This is a genomic window from Tepidimonas sp. HKU77 (genome assembly GCF_049728535.1).
In the GTDB taxonomy this organism is placed as follows: Bacteria; Pseudomonadota; Gammaproteobacteria; order Burkholderiales; family Burkholderiaceae_C; genus Tepidimonas.
On the sequence record NZ_CP187300.1, the window covers coordinates 546,241 to 563,714 of the forward strand.

Genomic DNA, 17,474 nt, shown 5'->3' on the forward strand with positions numbered 1-17,474 from the left:
GGCGTGCTCCTCAGGCGCGTTCCACGTTGCAGATCGTGGTCTTGGTTTCTTGCATCATGGTCACGATGTCGTAACCGTACGTCGTGGCGGTGTTGACCGCCTCTCCGCGCACGATCGGGTAGGCCCCCTCGGGGTAATAGGGCAACATGTCCTTGCCCTGCCAGCGCCCCGAAAAATGGAACGGCAGAAAGACGTGATCCTGCGCGACCCGCTCGGTTACCAGCGCCTGCACGTTGATGCGCGCTCCGGTGGGGGTGGTCACCCACACGCGGTCGCCGTTGCGAATGCCTCGCTGCGCCGCCGCCGCGGGGTGGATTTCGACGAACATCTCCTGCTGCAACTCGGCCAGCCAGGGGTTGGAGCGTGTCTCCTCGCCGCCGCCTTCGTACTCCACGAGCCGCCCGGAGGTCATGACGAGCGGGAATTTCTCGTGCAGCCGCTCCTCGACGTTCTTTTGCTGCAGGGTTTTGTACAGGATGGGCAGGCGCCAGCGGTTCTTCTGATCGTCGTGCGTCGGGTACTTGGCGATCAAATCGGGACGAGTGCCGTAAATCGGCTCGCGGTGCTGCGGGATGGGGTCGGGGAAATTCCACACGACCGCGCGCGCCTTGGCGTTGCCGAAGGGATGACAGCCGTGGTTCTTCATGAAGACGCGAATCATGCCGCCCGACAGGTCCGTCTTCCAGTTTTTGCCCTCGGCCGCCTTTTTTTCTTCTTCGGTGAGTTCGTCCCACCAGCCCAGCTTCTTGAGCAGGATGTGGTCCAACTCCGGATAGCCCGTGGTGATGTCGGCCCCCTTGGAATGCGAGCCGTCTTCGGCCAGCAAGCTGACGCCGTCGCGCTCGACACCGAAGTTGGCGCGGAAGTTGCCGCCCCCCTCCATGACATGCTTGGACGTGTCGTACAAATTGGGCGAACCCGGATGTTTGAGCTCGGGCTTGCCGAAGCAGGGCCACGGCAGACCGAAATAGTCACCGGTCAAGTCGTATCCGGTTTCTTTGTCGACGACGGTACCCTTGCACTTGAGCGTCTTGACATCGAACGCGTGCATGTGGCGCATGTGTGCCTTGATGCGCTCCGGGCTCTGGCCCGTATAGCCGATCGTCCACACCCCGCGGTTGATTTCACGCAGAATGTCTTCGGGCACCGGCTCGTCCATGCCCTTGACTTTCTGGAACGTGTAGTTCTTGCACAGTTCCTTGTCGAAACCCAGCCGCTGGGCCAGCTGGTACATGATCATGTGGTCGGTGCGGCTCTCCCACAGCGGCTCGATGACTTTTTCGCGCCACTGGATGGAGCGGTTGGAGGCGGTGCACGAGCCGCTGGTCTCGAACTGCGTGGCCGCGGGCAGCAAGTACACCGCGCGGTTGGGGTTGAGATCGGCCGGATCCCCGGGCATGGCTGCCATCGCCGCCGTCGCCGAAGGATACGGGTCGATGACGACCAGCAAGTCGAGCTTGTCCAGGGCTTTTTTCATCTCCAGCCCGCGCGTTTGCGAGTTGGGCGCATGCCCCCAAAAAAACATGCCGCGGATGTTGGGCCCTTGGTCGATCAGCTCGTTTTTCTCCAGCACCCCGTCGATCCAGCGCGAGACGGTGATGCCGGGTTTGGTCATCATGCCCTCGGCGTAGCGGGACTTGATCCAATCAAAGTCCACGCCCCACACGGTCGCGTAATGCTTCCACGACCCCTCGGCCAGGCCATAATAGCCGGGCAGCGAGTCCGGATTGGGGCCGACGTCGGTGGCGCCTTGCACGTTGTCGTGCCCGCGGAAGATGTTGGCCCCACCACCGCTGACGCCGATATTGCCCAACGCCAGTTGCAAGATGCAGGAAGCGCGCACCATGGCATTGCCGATGGTATGCTGCGTCTGCCCCATGCACCAGACGATGGTGCCCGGCCGGTTCTCGTGCATCATCTTGGCCACTTTGAAGACCTGCTCCTCCTTGACGCCGCAGGCTTCTTCGACCTTGTCGGGAGTCCACTTGGCCAGCACCTCCTCGCGGACTTTATCCATGCCGTAGACGCGGTCGTGGATGTACTGCTTGTCTTCCCAGCCGTTTTTGAAGATGTGGTAGAGCACCCCAAACAGGAAGGGGATGTCGGTGCCTGAGCGGATGCGCACATATTCATCCGCCTTGGCGGCCGTGCGCGTGAAGCGCGGATCGACCACGATCATCTTGCAGCCCAGCTCCTTGGCGTGCAACATGTGCAGCATGGACACGGGGTGCGCCTCCGCCGCGTTGGAGCCGATGTACAACGCCACCTTGCTGTTTTGCATGTCGTTGTACGAATTGGTCATCGCCCCGTAACCCCAGGTGTTGGCCACGCCCGCCACCGTCGTCGAGTGGCAGATGCGCGCCTGGTGGTCGCAGTTGTTGGTGCCCCAAAAGCTGACGAACTTGCGCAACAAATAAGCTTGTTCGTTGCTGTGTTTGGACGAGCCGACGAAATACACCGAATCCGGCCCGCTTTCATCGCGTAGCGCTTTCATCCGGGCCACGATTTCGTCGTAGGCTTGATCCCACGTAATGCGCTGGTATTTGCCATTGACCAGCTTCATAGGATAGCGCAAGCGATATTCGCCATGCCCGTGCTCACGTATCGAGGCACCTTTCGCGCAATGAGCACCCAAATTGATGGGCGAATCGAAAACGGGCTCTTGCCGCACCCAGACACCGTTTTCGACAACGGCATCGATGGCGCAACCGACCGAACAATGCGTGCAGACGGTGCGCTTGACCTCGATCTTGCCGCCCACCTCGCCGGGTGCAGACTTTGCTGCGGCTTCGGCACGCCGAACCAACGACAACTGGGTGGCCGCCAAACCAACACCCAGCCCGAGCCCCGAGCGGCGCAGAAACGTTCGGCGATCGACCGTGGGAATGGCACGCGCCAGCCCCTGACGCAGACGATCGACCAGGGCCCCTTCGGCGCGCGACCCGTGGGTCCGTGCAGACGTTTTGGTCAGTAGCATGGCAGCGCTCCTCAAATGCGGGCAGTGCGGTAGTAGTGCTCGACGTGGGCAGAGACGTGATAGCCACCGCCGCGGTTCGGGGTGGGGCGGCTCGGCGATGACTGCGCGGGGGCCACCGGGGTGGCAGGCACGACACTGGCGACGGCGGCAGCGGCACCAAGAGTGCCCGCCGCGACGAACCAGCGTCGCCGGCCGGCAACGAAAGCGGATGACTTGGATTCCATGGGACTCTCCTCGGGCTGCACGCAAGTCGGCGCACTCACCTTGCGCCAACGTGTTTGGTGCAGTAAGGCTAACGCCGCTGGAGCCAGCGCGCAAGGTGAGAAATGTCAGGTACCTCCTCGTACGCCGCGGGAGGTCCGTCGAGAGGTCCATTCAAGCGATGCTTGGTTTTCGATTCAAGCAAACTTCATTCCATCAGCCGTCGATGATGAATGGATTTTTGACGCGATGCAACATATGAAACCATGGTGACGCGTTCACCGACCGTATGCCTGAACGCTGCGTTTGGCGCGTCCGATTTGACGGACGCGCTGCGACAATTTGTCGCAAGCGCGCCCGCCATGGCCACCCCATCACCCTGTCTCGTACGTGACACATTCCGACTTTTTTGGTCGGAATTCATACAATCCCGGGCATGACGATTCCCGCATCGCCCTCCCCCGCCGAAAACAAACCGGACGCGTGGCCCGAAGGCTCGATCCTGATCGTCGACGACGAGCCGGGCATGCGCAACTTTCTCATCAAGGTCTTGGCTCCGCGCTGCCGGTTCGTTGCCGCCGCGGGCAGCGCCGAAGAAGGGGCGCAGTGGATGCGGACCCAGCGCTTCGACGTCGTGATTCTGGACATTGCCTTGCCGGGCCAAAGCGGCGTGCAGTGGCTGCAGGCGCTGCGCGCGCAGGGTTATATGGGCGAGGTGATCCTGATCACCGCCTTCGCGGCACTCGACACCGCCATCGAGGCCTTGCGGGCAGGGGCGTCGGACTTCATTCTCAAGCCGTTTCGGGTACCACAGATTCTCAACGCCATTCGACAGTGCCACGAAAGGGCGCGCCTGCGGCGGGAAAACTTCGTGCTGCGGCGCGCCGCCACCGTCTCACGCTCCATCGGTACCCCCTTGATCGGCGAATCGCTGGCCACCCGCCAGTTGCGCGCCACGATCGAGCGCATCGGCCCCACGCCCAGCACCGTGCTGCTTCAAGGCGAGTCGGGCACCGGCAAGGAGCTGGTGGCGCGCGCACTGCATGCCTGCAGTCCGCAAGTCAACCGGCCCTTCGTGCCGGTGCAGTGTGGCGCGCTGTCGCCCGAGCACATTGCCCAGGAGCTGTTCGGCTTGGCCCGCGGCAACCAGATGGCCAGCGACGGTCTGTTCGTGTACGCGGAAGGGGGCACGTTGTTCTTGGACGAAGTGGCCGACCTGCCGCTGCCGGTGCAAGCCAGCCTGCTGCGCGTGCTGGAGGAGCTGCAGGTTCGCCCCGTGGGCAGCCAACAGACGATACCGGTAGATGTGCGCATCATCGCCGCGACCAACCGCTCGCTGGCGGACGAAGTAACGGCTGGCCGGTTCCGCGAGGATCTCTACTTTCGCCTGCGCGTGGTGGACATCACACTGCCGCCGCTGCGCGAGCGCCCAGAGGACATTCCGATGCTGGTCGAGCACTTCATTCACGTGTTGGCGCCAGCGCTGGGCGTGGCTCCGCTGCAGGTGAGTACCGAAGCCATGGCCCTGCTGCGTGCCTACCGCTGGCCGGGCAATGTGCGCGAGCTGCGCAACTGGGTCGAGCGCTCCCTCATCCTGGGCGAGGTCAACGTCTCGGCGCTGTATCCGCCGCTGCACGCAGCCGCGCCCGCGGTGGCAGGGGACGGGTTGGACCTCGAAACCCTGCAGCGCCGCCATATCTTGGCCGTGCTCGAATCGGTGGGAGGCGATAAAGCACGCGCCGCCCAACTGCTCGGGGTATCGCGGCGCACCCTGGAGCGCCGCGTGGCCGAGTGGGCAGCGCAAGGGGGAGCCGGAACGTGATCGCGATCGTGCAGCGCTGGCGCGAGCGCCTGGGCCGCTCGGTGCGGCTGAAGTTGCTCGCGATCGCGCTGGCGCCACTATTGATCGCGCTGCCGTTGTTGCTGCTGGCGCTGTCCGCGTGGACCGACTTTGCCTACGATCGCCTGTTGCACACCAAGGTACGCGCCGACTTGGCGGTGGCCCGGGGCTATTTTGGCCAGGTTCTGGCCGAAGTGGGAGCAGGCACGCGCGCGGCAGCCATCTCACACGCCCTGCACGAAAGATTGCGGACCGCCCGCGCACGCCAGTCGCGCGAGCCACGAGGTGCCCCGCTCGACGATCCGGCACTGCTCGACTGGCTCGAGCGCGAACGAGCGCGCTTGGGGCTGGACTTTTTGGTGCTGCGCCCCATACACGACTCCATGGCGGCGCCTGCCCAAACCCTTGACAGCGCCGCTCGCCTGGTCGTCTGGTCTGCGGCGCAACTGGAGACGCACGCACCGGGCCTGGCAGCGCGGGCGGCCATCCCGCTGATGCCCACGCGCAATGCCGCGCCCACCGACCGGACCATCGAAGACCGAGCGATGCTGATGCTGGCGAGCATGCCAGTGCCCCCGGATGCACCCGTGCCAGGACTGGTACTGCATGGAGGGCTGCTGCTCAACCATAACCTCGACTTGATCGATCACATCAACCGCATTGTCTATCCCGAGGGGGCGCTGCCTTTCGGTAGCCAGGGCACGGCCACGCTGTTCCTCGACGACGTGCGCATCAGCACCAACGTGCGGCTGTTTGGCGATCGGCGTGCCATTGGCACGCGCGTGTCGCAAGCGGTGCGCGACGCGGTGCTCGAACAGGGCCAGACGTGGCTGGATCGGGCCTTCGTGGTCAATGACTGGTACGTCAGCGCGTACGAACCCCTGCACGACGCATCGGGGCACCGCATTGGCATGCTGTACGTCGGCATCCTCGAAGCGCCGCTGCGTTGGGTACGCCTGGGGGTGCTGATCGGTACTGCGGCGCTGTTCGCGGCCGTCATGGTGGCGACGGTCGCGTGGTCACTGCGCTGGGCGCGCGCGCTGATCCAGCCGGTGGAGCGCATGCATGCCACCATGCGGCGCATCGAAGAGGGCGACACGACGGCACGGGTAGGCCCGCTGCCGTCGCAAGACGAACTCGGCACGCTGGCCCAGCACCTGGACCGACTGCTGGACGTGATCGCCGACAACACCCAACGCTTGCGATCGTGGGGAGAAACGCTGGACCGTGAAGTGGCCGAGCGCACACGCGAGCTGCGCTTGGCCCAGCAACAACTGGTGAAATCCGAAAAGCTCGCCGCCATCGGCCAGCTAACCGCCAGCGTCGCCCATGAAATCAACAATCCCATCGCCGTCATCCAGGGCAACCTGGACCTGATCCGCGAAACCCTGGGCCCCGCCGCCGATCCGGTCAAAGCCGAAATGGCGCTGCTCGACGCGCAGATCGAGCGCATGCGGCTGATCGTGACGCGCCTGCTGCAATACGCGCGTCCGACGGAGTTTGCGGGCTACGTGGAGCCGCTGACCCTGTCATCCGTGGTCGATGACTGCTTGGTACTCGTGGCCCACCTGGTGCAGCAGCGCCAGCTGGTCGTCACGCGTGACGACCGTGCAGACGTACGGGTAGCGTGCAACCGGCAAGAACTGCAGCAAGTGGTGATCAATCTGTTGGTCAATGCCATCCAGGCATCGCCTGCGAGTGGGCGGCTGGAGTTGAAGACGGGCGACTGGATAGAAAACGGCCGCCCAGTGGGCGCGTGGCTGGCCGTGATCGACGAGGGGCCGGGGCTGGATGCCACGGTGCGAGAACGGTTATTCCGCCCCTTCTTCACCACCAAGCCCGAGGGCAACGGGCTGGGCCTATGGATCAGTCTGGGATTGGTAGAGCGCTACGGGGGTCGGCTGGAGGCCGACAACCGAACCGATCGGTCCGGGGCGATCTTCCGCGTTTGGCTCTACAGCGAGCCGCAAGAACCAACGCCCGCCGCCGGCAGCGCAGAGCTGCCAACGGAGCCGGGTGCCTGACGCGGGGTCACAACAGGTCGAATGCCTGCGCCTCGACTTGCATGAAGGCGCGGGTGAAAGCGGCCAGCGCGGCGTAGAAACGGGCATTGGGTTGGGCCTCGATCGCATCGCACAGCGCGACCACCCACGGCTGCAGGTGGCGGGCGAAGAACGCTTGCTGGCGCGCCAGGTTGCACACGGCTGCATCGTCACCAGCGATGAGGTAGCGCATCACCTCGCACAGATAGGCGATGTGATCTTCGGTCTCCGGCATCGTCTCGCTGCGGCCCAGACCGAGCGCTGCCAAATCGTCCCGCAGCGCTGCCAGCGGCTTGTCGTTGAGAAAGCCGCACAAGTAGTGCGAGCCATAGAGGTGCACCTCGGGGCGCCCGACGCCGACGAACAGTGCCTCGTATTCGTCGCGGATGGCCGGCGCCGTTTGGGCGCGAGCCGCCGCCACCAGGGCACGCCAGGGTTCTTGCAGAAACGCGCCGTCGGCACCCACTTCGGTCACCGACACCCGCAGTCGCGCGAGCAGCGTCTCATCGGGCGGGGCATAGAACAGGGTCGCCAGCACGCCATAAATCTCGGCGCGTGCCGTCTCCTCGTCGAACGCAGAGCGTGAGGGCATCGGATGCACGGTGACGGTGGTGGACGACATGGTGGCACGGCTCCTCACAGATCGGTGATGCGGGCTTGCGGACCGGTGTGGATGTCGATCACCCGGCAGTCGCCGCACATACGCAGCCGTTCGGCGGCCGCGCCCTGAAACATCGCATGACCAGCCAGGCGCGCGATCATGGTCTCCACCCCTTTGAGCGTGCCGAAGGGCTTGCCGCAACGCACACATCGGAATGGCTCCTGCTCGTGCAGGATGCGGGCCTGCCGACGCTGCCCGTCCAGCCACAGCCGGGGCTGCAACCGCAGGGCCTGTTCTGGACAAGTCTTGACACACAAGCCGCACTGAACACAGTTTTTTTCGATGAAGCGTAACTGCGGCGCAGTGGGATTGTCCTGCAGCGCGCCCGTCGGGCAGGCCCCCACGCAGCTCATGCACAGCGTGCAGGCCTCGGTGTCGAGGTGCAGCGTGCCCAGCGGCGCCCCGGTGGCTGGCAACACGATCTCGGCACCGATGGGGGCAGGTGCCTGGGCGATCAGGTGCTCCAGCGCCAGTTCCAGCGTGGCCCGCTTATCCGCTTGCACCGCGTAGCTGGCCACCATTGCCACACCGCGCGCCGCCGGCACCCGAGCCGCTTGGTCGAGCGTGGCGATATCGCGCGCATCGCGCGCCTGCCACAGGCGGAAGTGCTCCCCCTCGTAGCCCAAGCCTTGCAAGATGGCTTCCGCCACGGCCATTTGGGCTTGCAACGCGTCGCGATACTGGGGCGCTTCCTCATCGGTCAGCAGCACCCAAACCTGGCTGGCGCCGTAGGCGATGGCGGTCAACCACAACTCCAGCCCGACGCTTGCGGTGTGCCACAGCGCCCACGGGAGCACACGGGCTGGCACGCCGTGCACGTCGCGGTCCAATTGCGCTGCCCGGCCCCAGGCTTCGATGAGGCGCTGTCCCGCCGTTTGGCTGTGCAACAGCAGCACCGCATCGCGCCCGCCTGCGGCGCGAAACGTCGACAGCAGGGTCTTGAAGACCCGTCCTTGGTACGTGGCATCCGGGTAGGCATAGGTCAGTGCCCCCGTGGGACACACCGTGGTGCAAGCACCACAGCCGACGCACAAATGGGGCTCGACGACGATACGGTGGTGCGCCACGTCGCTGCGCACGGCGCTGGCCGAGCACACCTCCACGCACGCGCTGCAACCCACTTTTTCGTTGCGTGCGTGCGCACACAGGCGCTGCTGGTAGCGGAAAAACTTGGGCTTCTCGAAAGTGCCAACCGCGTCGCGCAACCACCACAGGCGCTCCACGCGCTGCTCGGCCCCCAGCGAGGGCGGCACGTGCACGTAGCCCTGCGGGAGGGCGTGCTGGGTGAACGCCGGCGCCGGACGCAGGTCGAGCACGGCGTCGAAGGTCGCTTCCTGCGGCTCGGGCTCGCGCTGAAAGTCGATGGCACCCGGTGCCTCGCACACCCGTACGCAGTCGCGATGGCTGCGGCAGCGCGCCAGGTCGATCTGGTAGTCCAACCCGATGGCGCCTTCCGGGCAGGCCGCGATGCATGCATTGCAGCGCGTGCACAGGTCGAGTGCGATGGGGTTGTCCTCTGCCCAGCGCAGCGTGAACTGCCCCAACCATCCGGTCAGGCTCAGCACACGGCCGGCCAGCACCGGGTCGCGCCGGTATTGTCCGCCGTCCCCACCCGTTGCCAGCAGCGTGACCTGCCACACGTCACGCAACCGATCGGCCATCGCTTCCGCCTCGGGCAACGGACCGATGATGAGCAGCCGCCCCTGACTTTCGTAGCGCACCACGGGAACCGGTTCGGGATCCGGCAGACGGGCGACTGCCAACAGCGCGGCCATTTTCGGCATGGCGTGGGCAGCCTGCCGCGACCAGCCGCCGGTCTCACGCAGGTTGACGAAGCGGATCGGTCGCTCCTGCAATGGCACCGCACCCACGGTCGCCTCGGCCAGTTCGGTAAACAGCGGCTGCTCCTGCGTGCAGGCCACGACGAGCGCCTCCGGCAGGCGTGCTGCGCGCTGGAAAGCCGCGGCCTCGCGACGGCACAGCGTGGTGTGCACGTCCAGGTGTTCACCGAGGGCGCGGCTCAGGGCTGCGCCATCCAGCGGCATGGTGCGGTTGCAGTTGCAGACGAGCGTGGTCATGTCGCAGAAGCCTGGGGGCGATCGATGGGGTGGCGGGTGCACTCGGTCACGTCGGGGCAATCGGCGCCATCGGCCGTTTCGTCGCCCGACGGCGAGAGGGATGGCGGCTCCGCCCGTACCGCGTCGGCAGCAGCCGACTGTGCGGGGTTGGCCGCATGGGAGGCGTCCTCGGCCGACTTCGCCGACTCGGGGGCGGGCCGTTCGTCGAACAACCCCATGAACTGCGCCGCCACCATGCGGCGCGCCATCTCGGTCGGCAACGGATCGGGGCGCGAATAGTCGTCGATGTAGACGTCGAGCCCGTCCATCACGTTGAAGTGCGGGTCGGAAAACAGCTTGCGCAAGGCGGCATTGCGCACCTCAGGGGGCACCCGGCGGTCCACGAAGGGGCGGAAATCGGCGTCCAGCGTCAGCTGACGCACATCCTCCAGGGTGGGCGGCGGGGGGGACGTTGCGGGCGCCGGTGGCTGCGAACTCCCCTCGCGCCCCTGCTCGACCTGGGTCACATCATCAACTGGCACCACGGCCCGATCCACCGCTGGCGACACCGATGGCGGGCAGCCGGGCGCCAGCTCAGCCATCGGTTCGGGCGGGTGCCCCTCCTCGGGCGGCAGCGACTGCCCTGCGCGGGCCAGCGCCTTGCGGCGCGACCAGCGTGAGAAAAACCCCTCTTCATCCGCACTCATGTCCCCTCCTCGCGCGCAGGGCGTGCGCCGGTGCTGATGCGCACGGACTGCCCAAACCGATCCGTCAGCGGCTGAAAACTCGCCGGTCTGGCCCGACGTTTGGGCTCGGGCCGGTAGTGCCGCTGCACGAACCGCGCCATCCAGCCGATGACGTCGGCAGGCGCGGGCACCTGGTCCACCCGCTCTTGGGCATCGAGCCAGCGCCCCGCGTCGTGGTAGCTGAGCGTGACGATCTGGGGTTCGGGTAAATCGTCGTCGGTCTCCCCCGAGCGCCACATCACCCAAAAGCACGGCTGCGGCGCGGTCAGGTTCAAATACAAGCCCTCGGCATCCTCCGGGTGCAACGACACGACGTAGCCCGGAAAACCCCAATGACTCTGGGCGGCCGACGCGGGGGCATCACAAGGCTCGAGCGCCACCGGCCCGCGCCCGGCCAGTGTCGGCCAGACGGCGCAGGTCAGCTCGTGCGGCCCCTGCAGCACCTGCACGTCTGCCAGCGTCCAGCGCCACGGCTGCCAGCGCGCCATCGGGCCCGGCACGGGCTCGCGTCGCATCACGACGCCCGTCACGATCCGCTCCGCCGCCCGGGGGGCAGGAGAAGGGTTGCTGCCCGTCAGCATATCCATGGTCTGCACCGGAGCCGATGTCGCTTACGTCTCTCGACTGATGGTGATCGTGGGAAACTTACTCGAATAGTCCTTGGCGCGCGCCGCCACTGCGATGGCCACCTGCCGCGCCGCTGCAGCGTATATCTTGGCGATCTCGCCCTCCGGGTCGGCCACCACGGTCGGGCGCCCGGTGTCGGCCTGCTCGCGGATCTGCCGGTTCAGCGGCAGCGCGCCCAGGTAGGCCGCGCCCAGCTCCTGGGCCATGCGTTTGCCGCCGTCGGCACCAAAAATGTGCTCCGTGTGTCCGCACTGCGGACAGCAATAGACGGCCATGTTTTCCACGATGCCCAGGATCGGCACGCCCACCTTCTGAAACATCGTGATGCCTTTGCGGGCGTCGAGCAAGGCAATGTCCTGCGGGGTGGTCACGATCACCGCCCCGGTCAGCGGCACGCGCTGCGACAGCGTGAGCTGGATGTCGCCGGTTCCCGGTGGCATATCCACCAGCAGGTAGTCCAAATCCTTCCAGTTGGTCTGCCGCAGCAGCTGCTCCAGCGCCTGGGTGGCCATGGGGCCGCGCCAGATCATGGCCTCGTCCTTGTCCACCAGAAAACCAATCGACATGACCTGCACGCCGTAGTTCTCCAGCGGCTCCATGGTCTTGCCGTCCAGGCTTTCCGGCCGCCCCTCGATGCCCATCATCATCGGCTGGCTGGGCCCATAGATGTCGGCATCCAGGATACCCACACGGGCCCCTTCCGCCGCCAGCGCCAGCGCCAGGTTGACGGTGGTGGTGCTTTTGCCGACGCCACCCTTGCCGGACGCCACCGCGATGACGTTCTTGACCTGCGGCAGCAGCTGCACGCCGCGCTGGACCGCATGGGCCTGGATGCGGGTGACGATCTGCACCGACACGTTGTCCACGCCGGGCACGCCCTTGGCGGCCGCGATGAGCGCGCGCCGCAACTCGGGCCACTGGCTGCGCGCGGGGTAGCCCAGCTCCACCTCGAACGCCACATCACCGCCGCTGATTTGCAGGTTGCGCAGCGCCTTGGTGGAAACGAAATCCTTGCCGGTGTTGGGGTCGACGACGGTTTGCAGCGCGCGCTGCAGCACTTCGGGGTTGATGCTCATGGATCGGGTGTCTCCTGGTAACGGGTCAGTGTGGCCGATAACCGTGCAGTCTAGCCGCTGTCGGGCGATTTTCGCGCCGGCGCCGGCGAAGTGCCCTCAGTAAAATCGCGGACTTGTGCGACGGGTCACCTTTGCCCCTTGCCGGCCGCCCGATGGTCCGGCCCCGTTCGCCGTCACAGGACTGCCCCATGCCACAGCGCCGACTGTTCGTCACCACTGCCCTGCCCTACGCCAACGGCCACTTTCACATCGGCCACATCATGGAATACATCCAGGCCGACATCTGGGTGCGCACCCAGCGGCTGTTGGGGCACGAGGTGCATTTCGTCGGCGCCGACGATGCGCACGGCGCGCCGATCATGATCGCCGCGGAGAAGGCCGGCAAGACGCCCCAGCAGTTCGTGGCCGAGATTGCCGCCGGCCGCCAGGCCTACCTGGACGGCTTTCACGTGCGCTTCGACAACTGGCACAGCACCGACGCACCCGAAAACCACCAGCTCGCGCAGGACATCTACCGGGCGCTCAAGGCGGCGGGACTGATCGAGACCCGCACCATCGAGCAGTTCTACGACCCGGTCAAGGGCATGTTCCTGCCCGACCGCTACATCAAAGGGCAGTGCCCGCGTTGCGGTGCTGCGGATCAGTATGGTGACGCCTGTGAAGCCTGCGGCGCGGTTTACACGCCCACGGAGCTGCGCCAGCCGTACTCCGCGCTGTCGGGCGCCACGCCGGAGCTGCGCCAGTCTGAGCACTACTTCTTCAAGCTGTCCGACCCGCGCTGCGTGCAATTTCTGCAGGACTGGACCAGCACCCCCGGGCGCCTGCAGCCCGAGGTGGTCAACAAAATACGCGAGTGGCTGGGTGACGGCTCGGGCGGGGCACTGAGCGACTGGGACATCAGCCGCGACGCACCTTACTTCGGCATCGAAATCCCCGACGCACCGGGCAAATATTTCTACGTCTGGCTCGATGCTCCCATCGGGTATCTGGCCAGCCTAAAAAACCATTTCGACAAGGGACAGGCCGCGCAGCACTGGCACGCCCCGTCGCGCACCGCACAGAGCTTCGACGAGTTCGTGGCCGACCCGGCAGTGGAACAGGTCCACTTCATCGGCAAGGACATCACCTACTTTCACACGCTGTTTTGGCCGGCCATGTTGCATTTTTCGGGCCGCAAAACGCCCGCGCACGTCTTCGTGCACGGCTTCATCACGGTCAGCGGCGAAAAGATGAGCAAGAGCCGCGGCACCGGCATCGACCCCATGCGCTACCTGCGCCTGGGACTCAACCCCGAGTGGCTGCGCTACTACCTGGCAGCCAAACTCAACCCGCACGTCGAGGACGTGGACTTCAACCCGGACGATTTCGTCGCTCGCGTCAACAGCGACCTGGTCGGCAAATACGTCAACATCGCCTCGCGCGCGGCGGGCTTCATCACCAAGCGCTTTGGCGGGCAACTGGGCGCCATCTCGCCCGACGGCGAGGCGCTGCTGGACACCCTGCAGGCCGCGCTGCCTGCGGTGGCGCAGCTGTGGGCCGAGCGCGAATACGGCAAGGCCGTGCGCGACATCATGGCCCTGGCCGACCGCGTCAACGCCTACGTGGATCAAAACAAGCCCTGGGAGCTGGCCAAGGACCCGGCCCTGAGCGAGCGCCTGCACGACGTCTGCACCACCTGCCTGGAGGCATTCCGGCTGCTGACGGCGATGCTCAAGCCGGTGTTGCCTGCCACCGCCGAGCGGGTGGAGGCCTTCCTGCGCTGCGCGCCGCTGGACTTCGACAACGCACGCCAGCCCTTGGGGGCCGGACACGCCATTGAGCCCTACAGTCACTTGATGCAGCGCGTCGATGCGAAGACCCTGGACGCGCTGTTCGAGCCGGCTGCGGCCCCAGCGGCAGCCCCGTCCGCGCCCGCGCCGGGCGGGGAGCCGATCGCCCCCACCATCACCATCGACGACTTTGCCAAGGTGGACTTGCGCATCGCGCGCATCGTCGCGTGCGAGCGGGTCGAAGGCTCGACCAAGCTGTTGCGCCTGACGCTGGACGTCGGCGAGGGCCGCACGCGGCAAGTGTTCTCTGGCATCGCCTCGGCCTACACGCCCGAGCAACTGGTGGGGCAACTGACGGTGATGGTGGCCAACCTGGCACCGCGCCAGATGAAGTTTGGCGTCAGTGAGGGCATGGTGCTCGCCGCGAGCGCCGCCGACGGCGGCCAACCTGGGTTGTTTCTGCTGCAACCCCACGACGGGGCCACCCCCGGCATGCGGGTACGTTGAGCATCGCGTTGTGGATGGCGTACACTGCGGTCCGAATGGGTCCCACTCAGCGCCACCCCTCCCATCGCCGCTCCACCGGTCTGACGGCAAGGCGGCGTTTCATCACGCGGCTGCGCCACTGCGGCCCGCCCCATCCCCATCTCGCCGCCGAGGGGCTTTTCGCTTGCCAAACGTGGAATGGAGATGGGGATCATGGCGCAATGCAATGTTCACCGGTTTCGTCCCCGGCTGCTGGACGATCTTTCGGGTTATGACCGCACACGCCTGTGGCGTGACATCGGTGCAGGATTGACCGTCGGCGTGGTGGCACTGCCACTGGCCATGGCGTTTGCCATCGCCAGCGGGCTGTCGCCCCAGGCCGGGTTGTGGACAGCCATCGTCGCGGGTTTCGTCATCGCTGCGCTGGGCGGCACATCGGTGCAGATCGGGGGTCCTGCGGGTGCCTTCATCGTGATCGTCTACGGCATCGTGGAACGGCACGGGGTCGGCGGGTTGCTGGTGTCGACCTTCTGCGCCGGGCTGCTGTTGTTTGCCATGGGGTGGTTGCGGCTGGGCACCCTGGTGCGCTTCGTCCCCGTGAGCGTCGTGACGGGCTTTACCAACGGTATCGCCGTTCTCATCGGTCTGTCGCAGCTGCGCGATGCGTTGGGCCTGCAGGTGAGCAAGATGCCGGCGGATTTCGTGGGCATCGTGCGCACCGTCGCACAGGCGCTGCCCACGTTCAATCCTTACGCGGTCACGCTGACCGCCCTGTGTGTGGTCGGCCTGTTCATCTGGCCCCGGCTCTGGGCCCAGGATTCCGCCTTTCGCCAGCGGCTGCAGGCCCTGGAGGGCGTGTCGGCGCTGCGTGCCACCTCGCGCCTGCCCGCCCCCGTCGTGGCACTCATCACGCTCAGTGCACTGGCAGCATGGTTGGACTGGCCGGTGGAGACCATCGGCAGCCGCTTCGGCGGCATTCCCCAAAGCTTGCCAGCGTTGGTGTGGCCCGATGTCAGTTGGGACACCGTTCGCCAACTGGTCATGCCCACGCTGACGATCGCCGCGCTGGGCGCCATCGAATCCCTGCTGTGCGCGCGCGTCGCCGATCAGCTACACGCCGGGCGCAAACACGATCCCAACCAGGAGCTCATGGCGCAGGGCGTGGCCAACGCCTTGGTACCGTTCATCGGCGGCATGCCGGCCACCGGCACCATCGCGCGCACCGTCACCAACATCCGCAGCGGTGCGACCAGCGGGGTCGCCGGCATCGTTCACGCAGTCACGCTGGCCCTCATCGTCCTGCTGGCCGCCCCTCTGGCACGCCACATCCCGCTGGCGGTGCTCGCTGGCATCTTGTTGTTCGTGGCCTGGAATATGGGCGAGTGGCGTGCGTTTGCGCACATGCGGCGCTTCAGCCCCCATTACCGGCTGATGCTGCTGTCCACGTTCGTGGTCACCGTCGTGTTCGACTTGACCCTGGCAGTGGAACTCGGTCTGGTGCTGTCGGTGGTGCTGTTCGTGCGTCGCCAAAGCAGCCTCTTTCGCGTCACGGTGCAGCGCCGCGATGCGCAGCACGTCGACGCCCACTTGTACGGCTCGCTGTTCTTTGGTGCCATCACCAAGCTCGATCCGCTGATCGACGCCGTGGAAAGCGCGGCCGACGGCGTGCAGGTGCGGCTCGACGCGCGCGACCTGCAACTGCTCGACACGACGGGGCTCGATGCGCTGGAATCACTCGCCCAAACGATCGAGCGGCGCGGCGGTACCCTCGTCATCGAGCAGCTGCACGCGCAGCCGCTGTCGCTGATGCAGCGCAGCGGTTTTCTCGAGCGCGTGCATGGCTGGTCTGCCTGCGCCGACCCATCCACGGCGGGGCCCGCCTAAAATGCGCGCGTCGTTTTGTTGGATTGCGCACCACCATGAACCCGCTTGGTTTGCCTGATTACGTCTCGGACGCCACCCAGTTCCTCGAATCGCTCAAGCGCAACAAGCCCAGCCTGGAGGCCGAACAGCGCGCGGGCCGAGCCCTGCTGTGGGATCGGCCGCAGGATCGCGACTTCTGGCGCGAAGCGCAGCACGCCCGCGTGCCGCAAAAGCCCTACGTCTACCAAACCGAGCCGTCGCTGAAGTGAACGGCCCATTGGCCGAGCTCCCGCCTGCGCCCGCGCCAGCGACCGACCCACCGGCCGTGGTGGATCAGGTCGCGATCGCGCGCCTGTACGGCGAGCCCCTGTTTGCGCTGCCGCAGGACCTGTACATCCCGCCGGATGCGCTCGAGGTCTTTCTCGAGGCGTTCGAGGGACCGCTGGACCTGCTGCTGTACCTGATCCGGCGGCAAAACTTCAACATCCTCGACATCCCCATGGCCGAGGTCACGCGCCAGTATCTCGGGTATATCGAGCAGATTCGTCAGCGCAACCTCGAACTCGCTGCCGAATACCTGCTGATGGCGGCCATGCTCATCGAGATCAAGTCGCGCATGCTGCTGCCCCCGACGCCCAGCGCCGACGGCACGGAGCCCGAGGACCCGCGCGCGGAACTCGTGCGCCGCCTGCTGGAGTACGAGCAAATCAAGCTGGCCGCGCGCCAGCTCGAGGCGCTGCCGCAACTCGGGCGCGATTTCTGGCGCGCGCAGGTGCACATCGAGCAGTCGCTCACCCCGCGCTGGCCCGAGGTGTGCGTGGACGACCTGCGGGCGGCCTGGCGTGATATCCTGCGCCGGGCCCGACTCGCGCAGCGGCACACCATCACGCGCGAGACGCTGTCGGTACGCGAGTCGATGAGCGCGGTGCTGCGCGCGCTGCAGGGGCGCCGCTTCGTCGAGTTCACCGAGCTGTTCGACCCCGCGCGCGGTGTGGCGGTGGCCGTGGTCACCTTCGTTGCCATGCTCGAGCTGGCCAAGGAACACCTGATCGAGCTGACGCAGGCCGAGGCCTACGCCCCCATCTACGTCCGCTTGGCCTACGTGCCCTCTTGACCGGACACGCCCATA

At 66.2% G+C, this 17,474-nt stretch carries 13 protein-coding genes; 6 read left to right on the plus strand and 7 right to left on the minus strand.

Annotation, left to right across the window (positions count from 1 at the left end; all coding sequences use genetic code 11):
* Positions 1-10: 10 nt before the first annotated feature.
* Entirely contained in the window at positions 11-2,977 is a 2,967-nt protein-coding gene (locus tag ACPP3B_RS02570) for a formate dehydrogenase subunit alpha (RefSeq protein WP_424859626.1), read from the minus strand.
* 11 nt (positions 2,978-2,988) lie between these two features.
* A complete protein-coding gene (locus ACPP3B_RS02575) occupies positions 2,989-3,201 on the minus strand; it encodes a formate dehydrogenase (protein ID WP_424859627.1) in 213 nt (70 codons plus the stop codon).
* A 413-nt stretch (positions 3,202-3,614) separates the two neighbouring features.
* Between ACPP3B_RS02575 and ACPP3B_RS02580 the strand changes: the two genes are divergently transcribed.
* Both ACPP3B_RS02580 and ACPP3B_RS02585 read left to right on the plus strand, forming a co-directional pair.
* Positions 3,615-5,000 carry a sigma-54-dependent transcriptional regulator gene (locus ACPP3B_RS02580; protein ID WP_424859628.1) on the plus strand — a complete coding sequence of 462 codons (1,386 nt, stop codon included), beginning with the start codon at positions 3,615-3,617 and terminating at the stop codon, positions 4,998-5,000.
* Positions 4,997-7,042 carry a sensor histidine kinase gene (locus ACPP3B_RS02585; RefSeq protein ID WP_424859629.1) on the plus strand — a complete coding sequence of 682 codons (2,046 nt, stop codon included), beginning with the start codon at positions 4,997-4,999 and terminating at the stop codon, positions 7,040-7,042. Before ACPP3B_RS02580 ends, ACPP3B_RS02585 begins: the two co-directional genes overlap by 4 nt.
* Positions 7,043-7,049: 7 nt before the next feature.
* On the opposite strand, the gene ACPP3B_RS02590 is transcribed toward ACPP3B_RS02585, so the two are convergent.
* The 5 genes from ACPP3B_RS02590 to apbC are packed head-to-tail and all read right to left on the minus strand — an operon-like array spanning position 7,050 to position 12,227.
* Positions 7,050-7,682 (minus strand): TorD/DmsD family molecular chaperone, encoded by a 633-nt coding sequence (locus ACPP3B_RS02590; RefSeq protein ID WP_424859630.1) that lies wholly within the window; start codon positions 7,680-7,682, stop codon positions 7,050-7,052.
* Positions 7,683-7,696: 14 nt separating this feature from the next.
* Positions 7,697-9,799 (minus strand): 4Fe-4S dicluster domain-containing protein, encoded by a 2,103-nt coding sequence (locus ACPP3B_RS02595; RefSeq protein ID WP_424859631.1) that lies wholly within the window; start codon positions 9,797-9,799, stop codon positions 7,697-7,699.
* Entirely contained in the window at positions 9,796-10,485 is a 690-nt protein-coding gene (locus ACPP3B_RS02600; protein ID WP_424859632.1) for a DUF3306 domain-containing protein, read from the minus strand. The genes ACPP3B_RS02595 and ACPP3B_RS02600 overlap by 4 nt, the downstream gene beginning before the upstream one ends.
* Positions 10,482-11,105 (minus strand): DUF3305 domain-containing protein, encoded by a 624-nt coding sequence (locus tag ACPP3B_RS02605; RefSeq protein ID WP_424860130.1) that lies wholly within the window; start codon positions 11,103-11,105, stop codon positions 10,482-10,484. The genes ACPP3B_RS02600 and ACPP3B_RS02605 overlap by 4 nt, the downstream gene beginning before the upstream one ends.
* 30 nt (positions 11,106-11,135) lie before the next feature.
* The gene (gene apbC, locus ACPP3B_RS02610; protein WP_299022660.1) at positions 11,136-12,227 is read right to left on the minus strand and encodes an iron-sulfur cluster carrier protein ApbC; all 1,092 of its coding nucleotides are present in this window, start codon (positions 12,225-12,227) and stop codon (positions 11,136-11,138) included.
* Positions 12,228-12,415: 188 nt separating this feature from the next.
* On the opposite strand from apbC, the gene metG reads away from it, so the two are divergent.
* The 4 genes from metG to ACPP3B_RS02630 all read left to right on the plus strand — a co-directional run bounded on the left by metG (position 12,416) and on the right by ACPP3B_RS02630 (position 17,459).
* Entirely contained in the window at positions 12,416-14,503 is a 2,088-nt protein-coding gene (gene metG, locus ACPP3B_RS02615; RefSeq protein ID WP_424859634.1) for a methionine--tRNA ligase, read from the plus strand.
* 192 nt (positions 14,504-14,695) lie between these two features.
* Positions 14,696-16,366 (plus strand): SulP family inorganic anion transporter, encoded by a 1,671-nt coding sequence (locus ACPP3B_RS02620; protein WP_424859635.1) that lies wholly within the window; start codon positions 14,696-14,698, stop codon positions 16,364-16,366.
* 35 nt (positions 16,367-16,401) lie between these two features.
* Positions 16,402-16,614: a DUF3460 family protein gene (locus ACPP3B_RS02625; protein ID WP_299022656.1), complete on the plus strand. Its 213-nt coding sequence runs from the start codon at positions 16,402-16,404 to the stop codon at positions 16,612-16,614.
* Positions 16,611-17,459 carry a segregation and condensation protein A gene (locus ACPP3B_RS02630; protein ID WP_424859636.1) on the plus strand — a complete coding sequence of 283 codons (849 nt, stop codon included), beginning with the start codon at positions 16,611-16,613 and terminating at the stop codon, positions 17,457-17,459. Before ACPP3B_RS02625 ends, ACPP3B_RS02630 begins: the two co-directional genes overlap by 4 nt.
* The last annotated feature ends 15 nt before the right edge of the window (positions 17,460-17,474 follow it).